Consider the following 18,628-nt stretch of genomic DNA (forward strand, 5'->3'; position numbering starts at 1 on the left):
GTCCTATCCGGCCGCGGCGACGGTGCTGCCGCTGAACGAGCGGGCCAGCGCCAGGATGGCCCAGGCGATGACGCCCAATCCGACCGACAGCGCGGCGGATGTGGCGAAATTCGCCGCCAGCGTGAACTCGGTATAGATCAGCATCGGCAGCACATCGATATTGGTCGCCAGCGTGAACGCCGTGCCGAATGCGCCCATCGCGGTCGCAAACGCAATGGCGCCTGACGCCACGAAGGCTGGCCCCAGCGCCGGCAGCACGACATCGCGTTGCACCGCCCAGGGACCTGCGCCAAGCGAACGCGCGGCCTCTTCGAGGCCAACGTCGAGTTTCTGCACCGCCGCCATGATGGTGAGAATGACGCGCGGGATCGAAAAATAGAGATAGCCGAGGAAAAGCCCCCAGATCGAATAGGCGAACACTAGCTTCTCGCCGAATATGCGGTTGGTGAGATCGCCGATCAGGCCCTGGCGTCCGGCGAGCAGGATGATCAGGAAGCCGACGACCACGCCGGGAAACGCCAGCGGAAAGGTCAGCATCGCGATCAGCACGGCGCGGCCGGGAAAGCGATGGCGCTGCAGGAACATGCCCGCGACCGTGGCGACGGCGAGCGTGACGATCGTGGTCGCGGTCGCCAGCAGCACGGTGTTGATCAGGGTCGCGCGGTAGCGCGGCTCGGTCACTATCGCCAGATATCCGGCCAGCCCTTGCGGCCCTTCAGCGCCGGTCACCACCAGCCGCGCCATCGGCAGCAGGAAGAACGCCGTGGTAATGACGGCGAGCGGTAACAGACACAGCCAGACGAACGATTTATGCGGCATGAAGGAAATGGCGTCTTGAACGCATCTTCCAGTTCGGGTGGCTTCATCCTTCGAGACGGCGCTTCGCGCCTCCTCAGGATGAGGTCTTGGATCCTCATGGTGAGGAGTGCGGCAACGCCGCACGTCTCGAACCATGAGGCCGCGGATACGCGCCCACGATTCGACCGAACCGGAATGACGCCCTAGTGTGGGGCGCCATACTGCCTCAGCGGACCTCGGCGAGATAGCGGTCCACAAAACCTTTTTGCACGCTTTCCATCTGACCCCAGTCGACGGCCTTGGCGCGGGCATAGTCGCTGTCGGGCAGGAATTTCGCTTTCACCGCCTCTGGCAATTCGATCGGGCGCGCCGGGCGCAAGTAGGCGTTGGTCCAGATCGCCTGGCCCTTGTCGGACAGGAGATAGTCGATCACCTTCTTGGCCTTTTCCTTGTCGGGCGCATTCTTGACGAGGCCGACGACGTAGGGAAACACCACCGATCCCTCGCACGGGATCACGAATTCGAAGTTGCCCTTCTCCTGGTACTTCGCGCGGTAGGCGTTGAAGTCATAATCCAGCAGGATCGGCATCTCGCCGGAAACCACGCGGGCATAGGACGTCTGCTTGGGGACGATCGGGTCGTTCTTCCGCAGCTCCTTGAAGAAGCTGATCGCCGGGTCGAAATTCGATGCGGAGCCGCCAAGCGCCAGGTTGATCGCAACCGCCCCGACATAGCCGACGGCGGCCGACGTCGGATCGAGATAGCCGACCATGCCCTTGTAATCCGACTTCAGCAGATCCTTCCAGCAGGCCGGCACCGGCTTGCCGCCGAGCGCATCCTTGTTCACGAACAGGCCGAGCGTGCCGGAATGAATCGTGGTCCAGTAGCCGTCAGCGTCCTTCAATCCCGCGGGCACCTGATCCCAATTGACGGGCTTGTACGGCTCCAGCGCCCCTTCCGCCTTTGCCTTCATGCCGAAGGTGACGCCGAAATAGCCGATGTCGCCAACCGGATTGCTTTTCTCGGCGAGGATTTGCGCCAGCGCCTGACCGGAGTTCTTGTTGTCGTGGGGAATGTCGTAGTTGAGATCGGCCTTGATCGCCTTGAGCATGGAGGCCCAGTCCGCCCATTCCGGCGGGCAGTTGTAGCAGATGACGTCAGCCGCCTTGGCGGAGTGCCACGGCGCCAGAAGCGACAGCGCCAGCAAGGTCAGAGCAAAACGGACGGTCTTCATGAAATTAGCTCCGATTTCAAAAGGAAGGGCGCTCCAGAACCAGGACATCAACACTGACCGGCGACCAAGTATAGGCCGCGTATGAACGATTTGCGACGACAGGCTTTTGCCGTGCAGCAAAACTGTGGAGGGTCGGTCCCTCGCCTGCGGGCCGGTTGGTCGACCGCAGCGCACCGGCGATGGCTGGGTTGCAATCATTGCTCCAACGCCCGCCTTGCGGCACAACCGGCCTTGCAGCTAACCTTCGGCTTCGTCGATCAGGCCGCGTTTTCGAAAAAGGCCCCGTCTTAAAGGAGAAACGCCATGACCCCTCCCGTCAGCTCTCCCGCGATTAAAGCCGTCAAATCGGTCCGCGAGCAGGTCAGCGCCGAGGAATGGCAAACCCGCGTCGATCTCGCCGCCTGCTACCGCCTCACCGCGATGTACGGCATGACCGAGATGATCGCCAACCACATCTCATGCCGCGTGCCCGGTTCGCACGATCACTTCCTGATCAACCCTTACGGCATGCTGTACGAGGAAATCGACGCATCCTGCCTGATCAAGGTCGACCTCGACGGCAACGTGCTGTTCAACGCCTCGGACTATGGCGTGAACGCGGCCGGCTTCGTGATCCACAGCGCCATCCATATGGCGCGGCATGATGTCGATTGCGTCGCGCATACCCACACCCCGGCCGGCATGGCAGTCTCGGCGATGGAATGCGGGCTGCTGCCGCTGGCGCAGACCTCGATGCGGTTTCTTCACATCGCCTATCATGACTTCGAAGGTATCGCCGACGATATCGACGAGCGCGAGCGGCTGGTCAGAGACCTCGGCGATCACGAGGCGATGGTCCTGCGCAACCACGGACTGCTCGTGGTCGGACGGACCATCCCTGCGACCTTCAACCTGCTCTATCGGATGGAGCGCGCCTGCGAGGTGCAGGTGATGGCGCTGTCCTGCAATACCAAGCTGGTCTATCCGCCGCAGGACGTTCTGGAGAAAACCTTCGACAAGGTGAAGCCGCGCGCGAACCTGCCCAATCGCAACGGCGAACTGGCCTGGCCGGCGCTGCTTCGCAAGCTTGACCGGGTCGATACGTCGTACCGCAATTAGGGCTGTACCGGGCTACCTGACGGGCCGTTTGCCTTGCGGGTGCCATACCTCCTTGGTACTAAAGTCGGATGGCAGACCGGACATCGGTCGGGGAAACCGGCTTGAACCCTTTACCTCGTTGTATTCGTGTCATGGCAGTGCTCCCCGCGATCATGATCGCCGGTTGCGCGGATTCGCGCATGACAGCGACCAATGACGGCGTCGGCGCACAGGCGTCAGGCGAGAGTGCCCCGGCACGGCGATCCACTCCCTATCAGACCGGTTACGGCCTCACCAGCGACGGACCGACCACTGACTTATACACGGAGCTATTCCGCCCCAATGCACGCGATGACGGGAGTGCGGCCGCACCTGTCTCGGCCGGAGCGGTCCAGCAGGGTCAGCCCGGGGCCGCCTCCAGCGTAGCCCAGCAGGAACCAGCCAAACCGCAGGCCCCGCCGGCATATCCCACGGCTTACGGCATCCCAAGCAACGGGCCGACCACCGATCTGTACACAGAGTTGTTTGGACCCAGAAGCCACGAATAGCCGGCTGGTTCGCTCGCGATAGTTGGCCGGGTCAGCCGGGCCTCAACCGAGGCATGACAAGGTCATTCAGCGCGGCACCACCGCCGTCGCTTCGATCTCGACCCTTGCGGCCTTTTCAACCAGACGCACGACCTGAACCAGCGCCATCGCGGGATAATGCGCACCGAAGATCTCGCGATAGACTTGGCCCAGTGTCTTCAGGTTCGCCAGATATTCTTCCATGTCGACGACATACCAGGTGAGACGGACGAGGTGTTCGGGCCGCGCGCCGCCCTCGGCCAGAATGGCAGAGATATTGCTCAGGGTCTGCCGGACCTGCGCGACGAAGTCGGCCGGCAGATGACCTTGCGCGTTCCAGCCGATCACCCCGCCGGTCACCACCAGACGGCCGTCGGCCGCCATGCCGTTGGCGTAACCCTTCGGCGCCGGCCAACCGCTCGGTTGCAATATCTGCGGCCCTGAGGCCGACGCATCGTCCTTCGTCACCGGCAGCACGGCAAGCGTGGGCCCTTTCGACGTGCTCACTAGCCGTTCTCCTTCACATTCATTCCGCGGCCACGCCTGCCGGCGTCGAGGGCGCGCCGGCCTGGGCCATCTGCCGCAACGCAAACCGCTTCAGTTTGCCGGTCTCCGTCTTCGGCAGTTGCGTGACGAACTCGATCGCCCGCGGATATTTGTAAGGCGCGATCTCGCGCTTGACATGGTCCTGCAAAGCCGTCGTCAGCGCGGCATCGGCTGTTACGCCGGGCATCAGGACCACATAGGCCTTGACGATCATGCCGCGCGCCTCGTCGGGCGCGCCGACGACGCCGCATTCGGCGACGGCCGGATGGCTCAGCAAGGCCGCCTCGACCTCGGGACCTGCGATATTGTAGCCGGACGAGATGATCATGTCGTCGGAGCGGGCAACGAAAGACAAACGGCCGTTCGCGTCACCGACGAACGTATCGCCGGTTAGATTCCAGCCGTCACGCACATAATTCGCCTGCCGCGAATCCGCGAGATAACGGCAGCCTGTCGGCCCGCGAACCGCGAGCTTGCCGACGGTGCCCGGCGGCAACTCGTTCATGTCGTCGTCGACGACCTTGGCCATGTAACCGGAAACCGGGTGCCCGGTCGTTCCGGCCGCCGCGTCGCCCAGCCGGTTCGTCACGAAGATATGCAGCAATTCCGTGCTGCCGATCCCGTCGAGAATCGTCTTGCCGGTCTTGCGGGTCCAGGCTTCGAAAACCGGCGCCGGCAGGGTTTCGCCTGCCGAAACCGCAAGACGCAGCGACGACAGATCGGCGCCCTGGTCCATCGCGGTCATCATCGCCCGATACGCGGTCGGCGAGGTAAAGCATATCGTGGCCTTGTAGGTTTCGATGATCTTGACCATCTCGGCGGGTGCCGCGTTTTCCAACAGCGTCGCGGTAGCGCCGAACCGCAACGGAAAGATCGCAAGACCGCCGAGCCCGAACGTAAAGGCCAGCGGCGGTGACCCTACGAAGACATCGTCCGGAGTGACGTTGAGTACTTCCCTGGCATAGCCATCCGCGACGATCATGAGATCGCGATGAAAATGCATCGTCGCCTTTGGTTCGCCCGTGGTGCCCGAGGTAAATCCCAGCAACGCGACATCATCGCGGCCGGTCTTGACGGCATCGAACCGAACCGGCTTGTTCAGCGCCACCCGATCGAGTTCGGCGTCGTGATTTGAGGTTCCGTCAAAATTCACGACCTGCTTGAGAAACCGGCTGGTCTTCGCGCAGGCGACCAGTTCGTCCGCGATGCGGCTGTCGGTCAGCGCAAGCGCGATCTCGGCCTTGTCGACAATTTTGGTCAGTTCGCCGGCCCGAAGCATCGGCATGGTGTTGACGACGACGGCGCCGGCTTTCGTTGCCGCCAGCCATGCCGCGACCAGGGCCGGATTGTTGCCCGAGCGTATCAGCACCCGGTTGCCGGGCTTCACGCCGTAATTCTCGACCAGGGCATGCGCCAGCCGGTTCGACCAGTCCGCCAGTTCCTTGTAGGTGCGCTGCCGACCGTTGCCGATCAGCGCGATTCGATCGCCGAACCCCTTCTCGACCAGACGGTCGGTCAGTTCGACCGCGGCGTTGAGGTATTCCGGATATTGAAACTCCGGGCGGTCGAGCAGCAATTCCGGCCATTGGTGGAACGGCGGAAGATTTCGCCGCGCAAAATCGTCAACGTGACCCGACGGGCCAAGACTTTCAACTCGAGGGCTGGGAATTCCACCTGACATTTCCATCGCCCCTCGCTTTCGGGATGAAGGCTCGATCCAAAAACATTTTATACTTAAAGTAATTTGGCGCAAGTCCCCAGGTCCGGCCGATCCGGCGCTTTTTATGGAGGCCGGCGCACCTCAGCGCCCCGCCAGTTCGCGCAGCCGCGACACCATCGGCGACTCCGGATCGGCCAGCGGCGCGATAGCGGTGAAATGATTGGCGTCGGGAACTATGCCGAACCGGGTCGCAAGACCGGCCTCGCCCCAGCGATCGACGATGGTTCTGCTTTGCCGATGATATTCCGAGCTTTCTTTCGCGCCGACCACCGCATCGAGCGCTCCGCGCGACGGCGCGTTCCAGAACAATGGGCTGACGGTCCTCGCGGTGACCTGGTCGAGACGCAGTGCCTTGTTGATCGACGTTTCAACCAGTGGCCCCAGATCGAACAGACCTGAAATGGCGTAGGCCGCGACGACGAGGTCGACGGGCAGCGAAGCATCGAATTGAGGCCAGTCGGTCGCCAGCAGGCAGGCGGCGAGATGCCCGCCCGCGGAATGGCCACTGACGACGAGCGGCCGGCCCAACCGCGCCAGTTCGCGCGTCGCGCTCCGCATCTGCGCGATAATGTCATCGACGGTAACATCGGGACAAAGGTCGTAACAGGGAATGGCAACGCCGATCCCGTGGGCATTCAGCCCGCCGGCGAGATGGCTGAAAAAAGAGCTATCCAGCGCCTGCCAGTAACCGCCATGAATGAAAACGACAATCGGACCTTTGTCATCGGCGGGAAACAAATCGATGCTGTGGCGCGCGCCCGGGCCGTAAGGAATCGAGCGCGGGGCATGCCGCTCGCGATAGGCGGCCGCGTCGCGTGCCCAACCGGCGATCAGCGACGGGTTTTCGGGAACCCGCGCCCGGTTGTTGTACTCGACTTCATAGTCGACGCCGGCGCTCAAGATCTACAATGCTCGTGCTTGTGCGGATTTTTGCGCCGAGGCCTTGGTCTTGGCCAACAGGCGCATCAATTCGCGAACATCCTTCGGGGCCAGATCCGAGAATATGTCGGCGATCCAGTTCTCGTGCTCCGCCGCCATCTTGCGAAACTCGGCGCGGCCGATTTTCGTCAGCCGGATCACCTGGACCCGCCGGTCGGTATCGGAGGTGCGCCGGTCGAGATGGCCGGATTCGACCAGCCGCTCGACCAGCCCGGTCACGTTGCCGTTGGAGACCATCATCCGCTTCGAAACATCCGACAGCGTCATGCCCTCCGGGACCTTGTCGAGTTGGGCCATCAGATCGAAGCGCGGCAGCGTGACATCAAACCGTTCGCGCAGCCGGCTGCGCACCTCGCCTTCGATCAGGGTCGTACAGGTGAGCAGGCGGAGCCATAGTCTAAGCTCGTTGCCGTGATCCTCGGGGAGTTCGACGGCCTTGGTCTCGGAATCAAGGATCATGATGCGATCATACCTGCCTGGAGCCCTCACGGCAGCGCGGACAATAGCGCTGCCGACCTCGCGCGTGTCGGGTTTCGACGCGTTATTTTGACCTTCAAATAAATCGGGATGTGCCGCAAGTCAAAACGCCGATGGCGGCGGATTGCGCCGGTTTGCGAATTTCTTTAGGTTTCAAACAATTGGGGCGTGGCTTGCCTGTTTTAGTCCTGTGACGGCTGCGCCTTCGGCGGCTTTGCTTGCGGCGACAGCCGGCATGGGAATAAGCTTCTTGGGGCTCGGATTTGGGTTGGCGTGGATTTCGGCCGCGCGTAGGGCCGCCGATCGGGGGGAACAGTCATGAAACAGCAATTGAGGTTGGCCGGGCTGGCAGTTGCGTTGATTGTCGCCGCTCATGCGGCCGCCGCCCAGGAAAAAATCAAGATCGGCGTGATCGTGACCTTGTCCGGACCGGCGGCGGTGCTCGGCCAGCAGGCCCGCGATGGCTTCGCGCTCGCGGTCAGGGATCTCGGCGGCAAGATGGCCGGCCGCGATGTTGAACTCGTGGTGGTCGACGACGAACTCAAGCCGGACGCCGCCGTCACTAAGGTCAAGGGCCTGCTCGAGCGCGACAAGGTCGACTTCGTGGTCGGGCCGATCTTCTCCAACATCCTGCAGGCGATCCACAAGCCGGTGGTGGACTCCAAAACTTTCCTGGTCAGCCCGAACGCCGGACCGTCGAGCTACGCCGGCAAGAGCTGCAGCCCGTTTTTCTATGTGACCTCCTATCAGAACGATCAGGTCCACGAGATCCTCGGTAAGGTCGCCCAGGATCGCGGCTACAAGCGCGTCTACATCCTGGTGCCGAACTATCAGGCCGGCAAGGATTCCGCCGCCGGGTTCAAGCTCGACTACAAGGGTGAAGTCGTCGAAGAGACCTACATTCCCCTGAGCACGCTGGATTTCCAGGTTGAACTCTCCAAGATCGCGTCGCTGAAACCGGATGCCGTGTTCACCTTCATGCCCGGCGGCATGGGCGTCGGCCTCGTGAAGCAATACAAGCAGGCCGGCCTCGCCGATCAAATTCCGGTCCTGTCGGCGTTCACGGTCGATGAATCGACGCTGCCGGCGCAGCAGGATGCGGCGGTCGGCATGTTCGGCGGCGCGAACTGGGCGCCCAATCTCGACAATCCACAGAACAAGAAGTTCGTCGCAAGCTACGAGGCTGCCTACAACGGCGTGCCCGGCACCTATGCCATGCAGGGTTACGATGCGGCCATCCTGATCGACAGCGCGGCCAAGGCGGTCAAGGGCGATCTTTCGAACAAGGAAGCCGTGGCGGCCGCCTTGAAGAAGGCCGACTTCACTTCGCTGCGCGGCGGTTTCAAATTCAACACCAACGGCTATCCGATTCAGGACTTTTATCTCACCAAGGTCGCAAAGCGTCCCGACGGCAAATTCCAGACCGAGATCGTCGAGAAGGTGTTCGATAATTACGGCGACCGTTACGCAAAAGACTGCATGGGCAATTAATGCGCGGTCGCTCGAATCACGGCCGTATCTCACGTGGCCTCATGGTTCGAGACGCGCGAAGAGGCGCTCCTCACCATGAGGGATCCTGAGGAGCATCGCCAAGCGATGCGTCTCGAAGGATGAAGGAAGCCGAATTGCATCAGACAGGGAGGGAAGGAACAAAATGAAAAACGAGATCACCGGCATCACCCGGGCAAACGAGGGCATGCAGGGAATTTCCTGGAATATCCTCGGCCAGACCTATGTGCCGAAAAGCTGTACCGACCATTCCTTCTCCTGGCATGCGACGCTGCCGCCGGGCACCTTCGTGCCGCCGCATATCCATCCGGATCAGGATGAATATCTCTACATGCTCGAAGGCAAACTCGATTTCATGCTGGGCGGCGGCGAGGCCCAGGCGACGCCGGGCGACCTGATACGTCTCGGCATGGGCGTCCCCCACGGCATCTTCAACAAATCCGACCAGACCGCCAAGGTGCTGTTCTGGGTGTCGCCGACCCAGAGACTGTACGATCTGTTCTGGGGCCTTCACAACATGAGGGAACAGAGGCCCGAGGATGTCGTGGCGATGGCTGCGGAATACAACGTTCATTTCCTGCCGCCGCCGCCGGGGGCTTGACCAACAGCCCGCAGGCGGATTGGAACCGACGTGTCCGCCGTAGCTGCTACGGCGAAGGCGGAAGGCGTAATCCGCCGCTCCAGGCCGAGCCGCGTGCTGATTTGCCCGACGGGCTTGCTTGCCGATTTCGTGTCCAGCCCCTTTTGAAAAAATATTTCTGATTTTCAGAAGACCCAAATCAGTTGTATATTTCCTGCGTCCCGTCCCACTCAGAGGGGCGGCTCGCGACGTCACGGACGCGGGGCGGGATGCGGTGGACGCGGCGGCGCGCTTGACGGGCGTTGCTTGCAGCGGACGGCGAAGACGTGTGGTCCTGACACCCCGACGCTGGTGTCAAGTTGGCGGGCAACCGCTGATGACGGTGGCAAGAAAGCCGATCACCGGGGAGAGCACGGTATAAGCCGTAAACCATTGCGTGCGGGAATGTCGGGTGATTTCCGATGGCTCGCTGTGAATACTCGTGTGCATACTTGCTACCATAGCGCACACGAGGCTGCGGGTGCATCGGGCGCCCGGCATTCCCCACGCCCTCTGTTCAAAAGGGCGGATCTTTTTGATAAACCTCGGGCGCATCGCGCCGCGAGATCGCGAAGGTGTGTCATACCGTCATTGCGAGCGCAGCGAAGCAATCCATGCCGCAACACAAAGAAAGAGTGGATTGCTTCGCTTCGCTCGCAATGACGGTCTCAGAATCTCGCGCATTCAGCTGTTTGAGAATTGCAACTGATATGACCGTGCCAAAGCCGGGCGCCCTTTACCTCTCCCCTTGTGGGAGAGGTCGGATCGCATCGTCAGATGCGATCCGGGTGAGGGGTTACGGACTATCGATAGATCGCAACCCCTCACCCCAACCCTCTCCCACAAGGGGAGAGGGAGCTCACCGCCGTTTCCGAAACATCGATGATCAATTCTGCGAGCGATTGGCCTTCGTAGCCCGCTTGCAGCGCTTACCTCCGCACCGCCGCAAGCCCCGGCACCGCCGCGAAGCCGGCTTTGCTGGCATAGCCGCGCACGATCGCCTCGCGCTGGGAATAGCTCAGCACGTTCTCGACATTGTCGAAGCCGTCGGGCGCGAGTTGCTCGACCGCGTCGATCACGCCTTCCGGGCCGCCCCGCCGGTTCGAGCGCACGATCTCCGCCGTCATCGGCAATCGCTTCTGTTCATAGACCACCAGCGCCTGCCGCGGATGCTCGGAGCGCGCCAGCGCGTCGGCAAGACATCGTGCATCGAGAATGGCCTGCGACGCGCCGTTCGATCCCACCGGATACATCGGGTGCGCGGCGTCGCCGAGCAGCGTGACGCGGCCGCTGGACCAATAAGGAAGCGGATCGCGGTCGCAGGTCGGATATTCATAGAATTCGGGCGTCGCCGAAATCAGGCTGGGCACGTCGACATGGGGCACCGAAAACCGCGCCACATGCGGCATCAGTTCCTCGCGCTTGCCGGGCCGCGACCAGTCCTCACGACGGGGCGGCGCCGCGTTGCCGTCACCGACTTTTACCAAGACCGCCCAATTGGTCAGGCGGCTGGCCGGACTAGACCCTTCCGCGATCGGGTAGACCACGACCTTGGCATGCAGGCCGCCGGCGACGATCATCGAACGGCCGCTCAGGAACGCCGGCCAATCGCGCGCGCCGCGCCACAGCATCAGCCCGTTCCAGCACGGCGGCCCTTCGTCCGGAAACAGCGTCTCGCGCACCCGCGAATGAATGCCGTCGGCGCCGATCAAAATATCGCCGTGCGCAGTCCTGGTGTGGCTGCCTGCGCGATCGAAGAAATAGGCGGTGACGCCGCCCTCGTCCTGGGTGAAGGCGCCGAGCCTGCAGCCGGTGTGGATCGCATCCGGCCCCAGCCGCTCCTCGACAGCGCGGTGAATGACGCTCTGCAGCCGGCCGCGATGAATCGAAAATTGCGGCACGTCATGACCGGCGTCGATGCCGCGGCATTCGCGCCACACTTCCTGGCCATGGCGATTGAGATAGTAAAGCACGTCGGTGCGAACAGCGACGTCGTCGAGCTTTTGCAGCAGGCCGAGGCCGGCGAGTTCGCGGATCGCATGCGGCAGCGTATTGATGCCGACGCCGAGTTCGCGGATGGTATCAGACTGCTCGAACAGTTCACAGCCGATGCCGCGAGCGCGCAGCATCAGCGCCGTGGTCAGGCCTCCGATACCTCCTCCGACGATAATCGCCTTCATCGTCCGACTCCACGCAATACCCTAACGCAACGGCCTTTAACGTCGCACAGCGCCTCACTCGGCCGCAAGCGGCTTTGTCGCCTCGGCTTTGAGCTCAGCCCGGGTCTTGGGTTTGGCCTTGATTTTCAGATCGTCGAAATCCTGCCGGTCGCGCACGCTGTTGCGGAAAATCTGCTCCTTGCCCGGCAGATATTGCGGCGGGCAGGAAATCTCCGCGCCGTACCAGGCCGCGGCCTTCAGCGTAAACGACGGATCGACCAGATGCGGACGGCCGAGCGCCACCAGATCGGCGCGGCCGGCGGCGAGAATGGTGTTGACCTGGTCCGCCGTGGTGATGTTGCCGACGCACATGGTCGCGACCCGCGCTTCGTTGCGGACCTGCTCGGAGAACGGCGTCTGGAACATTCGGCCATAGATCGGTTGGGCATCGCGCACGGTCTGGCCGGTAGAGACATCGACCAGATCGACGCCGGCCTCGGCGAAGGCGCGCGCGATCTCGACGGCGTCGTCGCCAGTAATGCCGCCATCGGTCCAGTCGGTGGCGGAGATGCGCACCGACATCGGCTTGTGCGCCGGCCACACCGCCCGCAACGCCTCGAACACCTCGATCGGAAAGCGCAGCCGACCCTCGAGCGAGCCGCCATAGGAGTCCGTCCGCTGGTTGGTCAGCGGCGAAATGAAACTCGCGAGCAGATAGCCGTGGGCGGCGTGCAGCTCCAGCATGTCGAAGCCGCAAGCCTCGCCGCGCACCGCTGCCTGGACGAACGCCGCCTTGACCGCATCCATCGCGGCGCGGTCCATCTCGCGCGGCACCTGGCTGTCTGGAAAATACGGAATCGGCGATGCCGACACGACGTCCCAGCCGCCGTCCTCCAATGGACGGTCCATGCCGTCCCACATCAGTTTGGTGGCGCCCTTGCGGCCGGCATGGCCGATCTGCAGGCATATTTTCGCCGCCGAATTGGCGTGCACGAAATCGACAATGCGGCGCCACGCGGCCTCCTGCTCGTCGTTCCACAGCCCTGTGCAACCGGGCGTGATGCGGGCGTCACGGCTGACACAGGTCATTTCGGTAAACATCAGGCCGGCGCCGCCGATGGCGCGCGAGCCGTAATGCACCAGGTGGAAATCGCCGGGCACGCCTTCCTTGGCCGAATACATGCACATCGGCGAGACGACCGCGCGGTTAGCGACCGTCATCTCGCGCAATTTCAACGGCTGGAACATCGGCGCGACGGGCTTCACGACATCGACGTCGAAACCTTGGCTGCGGACCTGCTTCGCAAAGGCCTTGTCGACCTCGGCGACGAAGTCCGGTGCCCGCAGCGTCAGATTGTCGTAGGTGATCGCCTTGGCGCGGGTCATGACGCCGAACGCAAACTGCACGGGATCGAAGTCCCAGAAGCGGTCGACATGCTCGAACCAGACCAGCGAGACGTCGGCGGCGTGCTGGGTCTTCTCGACCTCCTCGCGCCGCCCCTCCTCGTATTGCTGCAAGGCGGCCTTGACCGTCGGCGCGCGCTGCATGGCGTCCGCCAACGCAATCGCGTCCTCCATGGCGAGCTTGGTGCCGGAGCCGATCGAGAAATGCGCGGTCGCCTTGGCATCGCCCAGCAGCACCATGTTGTCCTTGACCCAGCGCTTGCTGCGGATCATCGGAAAATTGCGCCACATCGAGCGATTTGTGAGGAGTTGATGACCTTCGAGGAACCAGCCGAAAATGCCGGCCATACGATCGGCGGACTGCTTCTCGCTCAGGCCCTCGAGCCCGGCGCGCTTGAACGTCGCGGGGTCGGTTTCGAAGATCCAGGTCGAGCGCCCGGCTTCGTATTGATAGGCGTGGGCGATGAACGGGCCCCACTCGGTCTCCTGAAAAATGAAGGTGAAGGCGTCGAGCGGTTTGGTCGACCCCATCCAGGCGAATATGTTGGACCGCAGGTCCACCTCGGGCTGGAAATGCTCGATATATTTGTCGCGGAAACGGCTGTTGATGCCGTCGGCCAGCACCACCAGGTCGGCATCGGCAAAGCGCGCCTCGTCCTCGATGTCGGTCTCGAACAGCAGGGTGACGCCGAGTTCGCGCGCGCGCTCCTGCAGGATCAACAGCAGGCTGCGACGCGCGCAACCGCAGAATCCGTTGCCGCCGACGCGGTGCACCGTGCCGCGGAAGTGCACGGCAATATCGTCCCAGTAGGCGAACTCCTGGGTGATGCGGCGGTAGCTCGGCGCATCGTATTTTTCGAAATTGTCCAGCGTGGCGTCGGAAAACACCACGCCGAAGCCGAAGGTGTCGTCGGCGCGGTTGCGTTCGTAGACTGTGATCTGGGCCTGCGGCCGCTGCTTTTTCAGCAGTATCGCGGCGTAGAGACCAGCGGGTCCGCCACCGATGATCGCGAACTTCATGGAAAGCCTCCGGCGCTTCTATCCGATCATCCTATTATTTTAAGCCTAAAGCATTTTCCCGGCAAGCCCGGACCAACCTCAATTACCCTGAAATGCCGGCTTGACCTTGTTCGAAAACGCCTCGAATGCGCGGGCAAAATCCGCGGTCGTCATGCACAGTGCCTGGGCGATCGCCTCGGCCTCGATCGCCTCCTCCACCGACATCGCCCATTCCATCGCCAGCATCCGCTTGGTCATGGTATTGGCGAAGGTCGGCCCTTCGGTAACCTGCCTGGCGAGAAGCTGCGCCTGCGACAATACGTGTTCCGGCGCGACGATACGGCTGAAGAATCCCCAGCGCTCGCCCTCCTCCGCGGTCATGAAGCGGCCGGTATAGAGCAGCTCCGACGCCCGGGATTGGCCGATGATGCGCGGCAGGATCGCGCAGGCGCCCATGTCGCAGCCGGCAAGTCCGACCTTGTTGAACAGGAATGCGACCTTGGCGCCGGCAGCCGCCAGCCGCATGTCGGACGCCATGGCGATGATCGCGCCGGCGCCGGCGCAGATGCCCTCGACGGCTGCTATGATCGGCTGCGGACAGGCCCGCATCGCCTTGACGAGATCGCCTGTCATGCGGGTGAAGGCTGTGAGGCCCTTGGTATCCATCTGCACCAGCGGGCCGATGATTTCGAACACATCGCCGCCCGAAGAAAAATTGCCGCCGGCGCCGGATATCACGACAGTCTTGACTTCATCGTCCATCGCGCAGGCCCGAAAGAAATCCGTCAGTTCCCGATAGCTCTCGAATGTCAGCGGATTTTTTCGCTCGGGGCGATTCAACGTCACCGTCGCCACGCCATCCACCACGGCCAAAAGAAAATGCCTGGGCGAATAGTCCGCCAATGGCAGCGTAACGGGATTGGCTGGTGTGCTCATGGGATCTCCCTGGAAGTCTCGTTCGTTGTTGTTCGGTTTAAGCGCAATACCCGCACTTCAAACCTCTCCACCAGCAACCGCGATAGCCTGTCCGGTGATGGAGCCTGCTCCCTCGCCGCACAGCCAAAGCACGGTATCGGCGACTTCCGCGGGCGTCACAAGACGGCCCTGCGGATTATGCTTCGCGAGTTCGGCGACGGCCTGCTCATGGCTGCGACCGGTTCTTTTCATGATGGTGTCGATGCTGCCGGTCAGAAGGTCAGTATCGGTGAAGCCGGGACACACGGCATTGACCGTTACACGCGTGCCTGCCAGTTCCAGCGCCAGCGAGCGCACCAGCCCGACCACTGCATGTTTTGCCGCGCTATAGGCGCTGACATAGGCATAGCCTTTGAGACCGGCGGTCGATGCAACCGCGACAATCCGGCCGTAAGGGCGATCCTTCATCGCGGGCAACACCGCCTGTGCGGCATAGACCACGCCCATGAAGTTGACATCCATCATTCGCCGAAACAGCGCCGCATCGGACCTTGCGAACGGCGCGGATTCCGCGGCGCCGGCGTTCGCAATCAGGATGTCGATCGGCTGCCGCGCCGCAGCTTCCGTAACCGCAGCGTTGATAGCCGCCTGATCCGCGACATCGGCAACGCTTGCGAAGTGCGCGGCGCCGGCAGCAACCGCGTCATCGAGCGCAGCGCGATTGCGGCCGAGCACGGTGACGGTTACTCCCGCACGGGCAAGCGTGGAGGCGATCTCGCGGCCGATGCCCCGCCCGCCGCCGGTGACGAGCGCATGCAGGGAATGCGGCAATCCGGACATGCGCGGGCCTCCCGGGTGAACTCATCAACGCAGAGGACTTGCGTATATTTTAGACTTCAAGCTTTTGCAAGAAACGTCGATGATGCCTGCTTGACAGATGAAGCGCCGCGGGTAGCGTCGACCGGACGGTCAGGAGGATGAGCATCATGGCAGCGCTCGAAAAAGGCATCACCCGGAATGGAACGGGATATTCCGGCAAGACCTGGAATATCCTTGGCCAGGTGTATTTCCCGAAGGCGGTGACGGACTCCACCTTTGCATTTGAAACCAACAGCGATCCGGGCCAGTTTGTCCCGGTTCATGTTCATCCGACCCAGGAGGAATTCATCCTGGTGCAGGACGGCATGCTGGATCTGAAACTTGATGGTGTTTGGGCGCAGGCCAAGGCCGGCGATCTGGTTAGGCTGCCGCGCGGCATTCCACACGGCTATTTCAACAAGTCGGACAAGCCGGCGCGAGCGTTGTTCTGGGTGTCGCCGACGCAAAAGCTCGAAGCGCTGTTCAATCAGCTTCACAATCTGACTGATGTCGCCGAGATTGTTCGCATCTCTGCCGAACACGAAGTGAACTTCCTGCCGCCCGAGGCCAATGACTGATCGGAAGGGCAAGCCGCGCTCGACGGCCCGCAACTGCTTTAAGCATAAAATATTGCTTTTCATCCATCGGGGTCCTGTTAGCATCGGCAGCCCTCACAAGACAGGAGATCCGGCGTGCCCGGTTCCGCACCATTGACGACGAAGGATGGCCGTTTCGGCTATGAGGCCGCCGGCGATCCAGCTTCGCAGCCGCTGCTGTTCCTGCACGGAATCGGGGGCGCGGCGCGGGCATGGCGTGGCCAACTGGATTTTTTCAGGGATCGCTATCGCACCATCGCCTGGGATATGCCGGGCTATGGCGGCTCCGCGCCGCTGCCGGACGTCAGCATCGCCGCCCTCGCCGGCGCATTGCAGGATTTCCTGCAAGCCGTCGGCGCGACGAATCCCGTCATCGTCGGCCATTCGATCGGCGGCATGATCGTTCAGCAATGGCTGGCAAAGAACCCGCGCACTGCCGGCGCCGTCGTCCTCGCCCAGACCAGCCCCGCATTCGGCAAACCCGACGGCGACTGGCAGAAATCCTTTATCGACGCGCGGCTGGGCCCGCTCGATCGCGGCGAGACGCTGGTCACGCTGGCGCCGTCGTTGGTCAACGAATTGGTGGGCGACGATCCCGACGCGAGCGGCATGGATCTCGCCCGCGACTGCATGGCCGCCGTTCCCGGGGCGACCTATCGCGCCACCATGCTGGCGCTGATGGGGTTTGATCTGCGCAGCGCGCTCAAGGCGATCGCCGTGCCGACGCTGGTGCTGTCTGGCTCGAAGGACAATAATGCGCCGGCGCCGATGATGGCGAAAATGGCGAGCTATATTCCATCCGCGACATACGTTGAACTCGAAGGTGTCGGCCACCTCGCCAACCTGGAACGCCCCTTGGCTTTCAATGCCGCGCTGGATCAATTCCTGAAGGCGAATGTAACTGCAACACAAGTGACGGCATGATGACGGTGCAAACCAGCAAGAGCGTAACGGCGGTCGACAAGATCGATGCGCCGATCTTCGACCCCCGGGCGTTCCGGCTGAACGACGAACAGGCGGCGATCATTGCGACCGCGCGCGAACTCGGCCAGACCGTGTTTGCAGGCCGTGCCGCGGCCTATGATCGTGAAGCGAAATTCCCGAGCGAAAATTACGGCGATCTGCATCGCGCCGGCCTGCTCGGCATCGCCATTCCCAGGAAGCACGGCGGCCTCGGCGCCGACTACCAGACGTATGCCCTGGCGGCGGCCGAGATCGGCCGCTATTGCGGGGCGACCGCGCTGACCTGGAACATGCACGTCTGCTCGACGCTGTGGTCCGGGCCGCTGGCCGACGATCTCGACATGGACGCGGCCACCCGCGCCGAACATGAACGCCGGCGTGCCTTGCATTACAGGCGCATCATCGACGACGGCGCGGTCTATTCGCAGCCGTTCTCGGAAGGCGGCGCGGCGGCGGCCGGTGGCGTTGCATTCGGTACCGAGGCCAAGCCGGTCAAGGGCGGCTGGATTGTCAACGGCAAGAAGATTTTTGCTTCGCTTTCGGGCCACGCCGATTATTACGGCGTGCTCTGCACCGAGATCGCGGAAGGCGAAAAGGCCTCCCGCCGCAACACGCTCTACCTCGCACTGCCTGCCAAGGCCGACGGCGTATCCGTGGTCGGTGACTGGGATCCACTGGGCATGCGCGGCACTGTCTCGCGCACACTGTTGTTCAAGGACGTGTTCGTGCCGGAGGATGCGGCGCTGATGCCGCGCGGCGTCTATTTCCAGGCGGCGATGCGCTGGCCGCATATGTTCCTGACGCTGTCGCCGACCTATATGGGCCTTGCGCAGGGCGCGTACGATTTCACCGTGCGCTATCTGCGCGGCGAGATGCCGGGCACGCCGCCGGTCAAGCGCCGAATGTATCCGACCAAGCAGATCGCGGTGGCGCAGATGCAGATCAAGCTGGAGCAGATCAAGGCGATCTGGTTTCAGGCCGTTACCGAAGCCCGTGCCAATCCATCGAAAGAGCAGGTTCTCCGCGCCTATGCTGCGCAATATTCGACGATGGAGGGCGCCAACGAGATCGCGACGCTGGCGATCCGCACCTGCGGCGGCCAGGCGATGCTGAAATCGCTGCCGCTGGAGCGGATCTATCGCGACAGCCGCTGCGGGTCGCTGATGCTGCCGTGGACCGCCGAACTCTGTCTCGACCGCATCGGCCGCGAAGCGCTGTACGAGACCGGCGAGTCGGACGACTAGTTCGA

General features: G+C 62.7%; 17 protein-coding genes. 7 read left to right on the top strand and 10 right to left on the bottom strand.

The genetic code is table 11. The features are described from left to right. Nucleotides 1-3: 3 nt before the first annotated feature. The gene (locus B5527_RS28765) at nt 4-819 is read right to left on the bottom strand and encodes an ABC transporter permease (protein WP_079604518.1); all 816 of its coding nucleotides are present in this window, start codon (nt 817-819) and stop codon (nt 4-6) included. Between the two features lie 205 nt (nt 820-1,024). Beyond that, entirely contained in the window at nt 1,025-2,032 is a 1,008-nt protein-coding gene (locus tag B5527_RS28770; RefSeq protein ID WP_079604519.1) for an ABC transporter substrate-binding protein, read from the bottom strand. Nucleotides 2,033-2,335: 303 nt separating this feature from the next. Between B5527_RS28770 and B5527_RS28775 the strand changes: the two genes are divergently transcribed. Together B5527_RS28775 and B5527_RS28780 are read left to right on the top strand one after the other, a co-directional pair. Continuing rightward, nucleotides 2,336-3,130 carry a class II aldolase/adducin family protein gene (locus B5527_RS28775; RefSeq protein WP_079604520.1) on the top strand — a complete coding sequence of 265 codons (795 nt, stop codon included), beginning with the start codon at nt 2,336-2,338 and terminating at the stop codon, nt 3,128-3,130. A gap of 179 nt (nt 3,131-3,309) precedes the next feature. After that, the gene (locus B5527_RS28780; RefSeq protein ID WP_154072587.1) at nt 3,310-3,657 is read left to right on the top strand and encodes a hypothetical protein; all 348 of its coding nucleotides are present in this window, start codon (nt 3,310-3,312) and stop codon (nt 3,655-3,657) included. A gap of 66 nt (nt 3,658-3,723) precedes the next feature. Here the strand turns inward: B5527_RS28780 and B5527_RS28785 are convergent, their stop codons facing one another. The 4 genes from B5527_RS28785 to B5527_RS28800 all read right to left on the bottom strand — a co-directional run bounded on the left by B5527_RS28785 (nt 3,724) and on the right by B5527_RS28800 (nt 7,339). Then, nucleotides 3,724-4,182, bottom strand: coding sequence for a RidA family protein (locus tag B5527_RS28785; RefSeq protein ID WP_079604522.1), 459 nt, complete (start codon nt 4,180-4,182; stop codon nt 3,724-3,726). A 19-nt stretch (nt 4,183-4,201) separates the two neighbouring features. After that, nucleotides 4,202-5,908 carry an AMP-binding protein gene (locus B5527_RS28790; RefSeq protein ID WP_245332298.1) on the bottom strand — a complete coding sequence of 569 codons (1,707 nt, stop codon included), beginning with the start codon at nt 5,906-5,908 and terminating at the stop codon, nt 4,202-4,204. A gap of 114 nt (nt 5,909-6,022) precedes the next feature. Beyond that, nucleotides 6,023-6,841, bottom strand: coding sequence for an alpha/beta hydrolase (locus B5527_RS28795; RefSeq protein ID WP_245332299.1), 819 nt, complete (start codon nt 6,839-6,841; stop codon nt 6,023-6,025). Nucleotides 6,842-6,844: 3 nt separating this feature from the next. Next, nucleotides 6,845-7,339, bottom strand: a complete 495-nt coding sequence (locus B5527_RS28800) for a MarR family winged helix-turn-helix transcriptional regulator (protein ID WP_079604524.1) — start codon at nt 7,337-7,339, stop codon at nt 6,845-6,847. A 336-nt stretch (nt 7,340-7,675) separates the two neighbouring features. On the opposite strand from B5527_RS28800, the gene B5527_RS28805 reads away from it, so the two are divergent. Together B5527_RS28805 and B5527_RS28810 are read left to right on the top strand one after the other, a co-directional pair. Continuing rightward, on the top strand, nt 7,676-8,848 hold the full coding sequence (locus B5527_RS28805) for an ABC transporter substrate-binding protein (protein WP_079604525.1): 1,173 nt from the start codon (nt 7,676-7,678) through the stop codon (nt 8,846-8,848). A 163-nt stretch (nt 8,849-9,011) separates the two neighbouring features. Further along, nucleotides 9,012-9,467 carry a cupin domain-containing protein gene (locus B5527_RS28810; RefSeq protein ID WP_079604526.1) on the top strand — a complete coding sequence of 152 codons (456 nt, stop codon included), beginning with the start codon at nt 9,012-9,014 and terminating at the stop codon, nt 9,465-9,467. A gap of 947 nt (nt 9,468-10,414) precedes the next feature. On the opposite strand, the gene B5527_RS28815 is transcribed toward B5527_RS28810, so the two are convergent. The 4 genes from B5527_RS28815 to B5527_RS28830 form a co-directional block, all read right to left on the bottom strand. Next, nucleotides 10,415-11,665, bottom strand: coding sequence for a flavin-dependent oxidoreductase (locus B5527_RS28815; RefSeq protein ID WP_079604527.1), 1,251 nt, complete (start codon nt 11,663-11,665; stop codon nt 10,415-10,417). A gap of 54 nt (nt 11,666-11,719) precedes the next feature. Next, nucleotides 11,720-14,068: a bifunctional salicylyl-CoA 5-hydroxylase/oxidoreductase gene (locus tag B5527_RS28820; RefSeq protein ID WP_079604528.1), complete on the bottom strand. Its 2,349-nt coding sequence runs from the start codon at nt 14,066-14,068 to the stop codon at nt 11,720-11,722. 78 nt (nt 14,069-14,146) lie between these two features. Further along, a complete protein-coding gene (locus B5527_RS28825; protein WP_079604529.1) occupies nt 14,147-14,983 on the bottom strand; it encodes an enoyl-CoA hydratase family protein in 837 nt (278 codons plus the stop codon). Nucleotides 14,984-15,040: 57 nt separating this feature from the next. After that, entirely contained in the window at nt 15,041-15,802 is a 762-nt protein-coding gene (locus tag B5527_RS28830; RefSeq protein WP_079604530.1) for an SDR family NAD(P)-dependent oxidoreductase, read from the bottom strand. A gap of 146 nt (nt 15,803-15,948) precedes the next feature. Here B5527_RS28830 and B5527_RS28835 point away from each other — a divergent pair, with 146 nt between their 5' ends. The 3 genes from B5527_RS28835 to B5527_RS28845 all read left to right on the top strand — a co-directional run bounded on the left by B5527_RS28835 (nt 15,949) and on the right by B5527_RS28845 (nt 18,623). Further along, the gene (locus tag B5527_RS28835; RefSeq protein ID WP_079607582.1) at nt 15,949-16,398 is read left to right on the top strand and encodes a cupin domain-containing protein; all 450 of its coding nucleotides are present in this window, start codon (nt 15,949-15,951) and stop codon (nt 16,396-16,398) included. 114 nt (nt 16,399-16,512) lie between these two features. Continuing rightward, the gene (locus B5527_RS28840) at nt 16,513-17,340 is read left to right on the top strand and encodes an alpha/beta fold hydrolase (RefSeq protein WP_079604531.1); all 828 of its coding nucleotides are present in this window, start codon (nt 16,513-16,515) and stop codon (nt 17,338-17,340) included. Next, the gene (locus tag B5527_RS28845; protein ID WP_079607583.1) at nt 17,340-18,623 is read left to right on the top strand and encodes an acyl-CoA dehydrogenase family protein; all 1,284 of its coding nucleotides are present in this window, start codon (nt 17,340-17,342) and stop codon (nt 18,621-18,623) included. The genes B5527_RS28840 and B5527_RS28845 overlap by 1 nt, the downstream gene beginning before the upstream one ends. Nucleotides 18,624-18,628 lie beyond the last annotated feature (5 nt).

This window comes from Bradyrhizobium erythrophlei (assembly GCF_900129425.1).
GTDB lineage: Bacteria > Pseudomonadota > Alphaproteobacteria > Rhizobiales > Xanthobacteraceae > Bradyrhizobium > Bradyrhizobium erythrophlei_C.

Excerpts from the sequence above, each read along its gene's own strand:
- B5527_RS28765 (WP_079604518.1), bottom strand. The coding sequence starts at position 819 with ATGCCGCATAAATCGTTCGTCTGGCTGTGTCTGTTACCGCTCGCCGTC.
- B5527_RS28770 (WP_079604519.1), bottom strand. The coding sequence starts at position 2,032 with ATGAAGACCGTCCGTTTTGCTCTGACCTTGCTGGCGCTGTCGCTTCTG.
- B5527_RS28775 (WP_079604520.1), top strand. The coding sequence starts at position 2,336 with ATGACCCCTCCCGTCAGCTCTCCCGCGATTAAAGCCGTCAAATCGGTC.
- B5527_RS28780 (WP_154072587.1), top strand. The coding sequence starts at position 3,310 with ATGACAGCGACCAATGACGGCGTCGGCGCACAGGCGTCAGGCGAGAGT.
- B5527_RS28790 (WP_245332298.1), bottom strand. The coding sequence starts at position 5,908 with ATGGAAATGTCAGGTGGAATTCCCAGCCCTCGAGTTGAAAGTCTTGGC.
- B5527_RS28800 (WP_079604524.1), bottom strand. The coding sequence starts at position 7,339 with ATGATCCTTGATTCCGAGACCAAGGCCGTCGAACTCCCCGAGGATCAC.
- B5527_RS28805 (WP_079604525.1), top strand. The coding sequence starts at position 7,676 with ATGAAACAGCAATTGAGGTTGGCCGGGCTGGCAGTTGCGTTGATTGTC.
- B5527_RS28810 (WP_079604526.1), top strand. The coding sequence starts at position 9,012 with ATGAAAAACGAGATCACCGGCATCACCCGGGCAAACGAGGGCATGCAG.
- B5527_RS28815 (WP_079604527.1), bottom strand. The coding sequence starts at position 11,665 with ATGAAGGCGATTATCGTCGGAGGAGGTATCGGAGGCCTGACCACGGCG.
- B5527_RS28820 (WP_079604528.1), bottom strand. The coding sequence starts at position 14,068 with ATGAAGTTCGCGATCATCGGTGGCGGACCCGCTGGTCTCTACGCCGCG.
- B5527_RS28825 (WP_079604529.1), bottom strand. The coding sequence starts at position 14,983 with ATGAGCACACCAGCCAATCCCGTTACGCTGCCATTGGCGGACTATTCG.
- B5527_RS28830 (WP_079604530.1), bottom strand. The coding sequence starts at position 15,802 with ATGTCCGGATTGCCGCATTCCCTGCATGCGCTCGTCACCGGCGGCGGG.
- B5527_RS28835 (WP_079607582.1), top strand. The coding sequence starts at position 15,949 with ATGGCAGCGCTCGAAAAAGGCATCACCCGGAATGGAACGGGATATTCC.
- B5527_RS28845 (WP_079607583.1), top strand. The coding sequence starts at position 17,340 with ATGACGGTGCAAACCAGCAAGAGCGTAACGGCGGTCGACAAGATCGAT.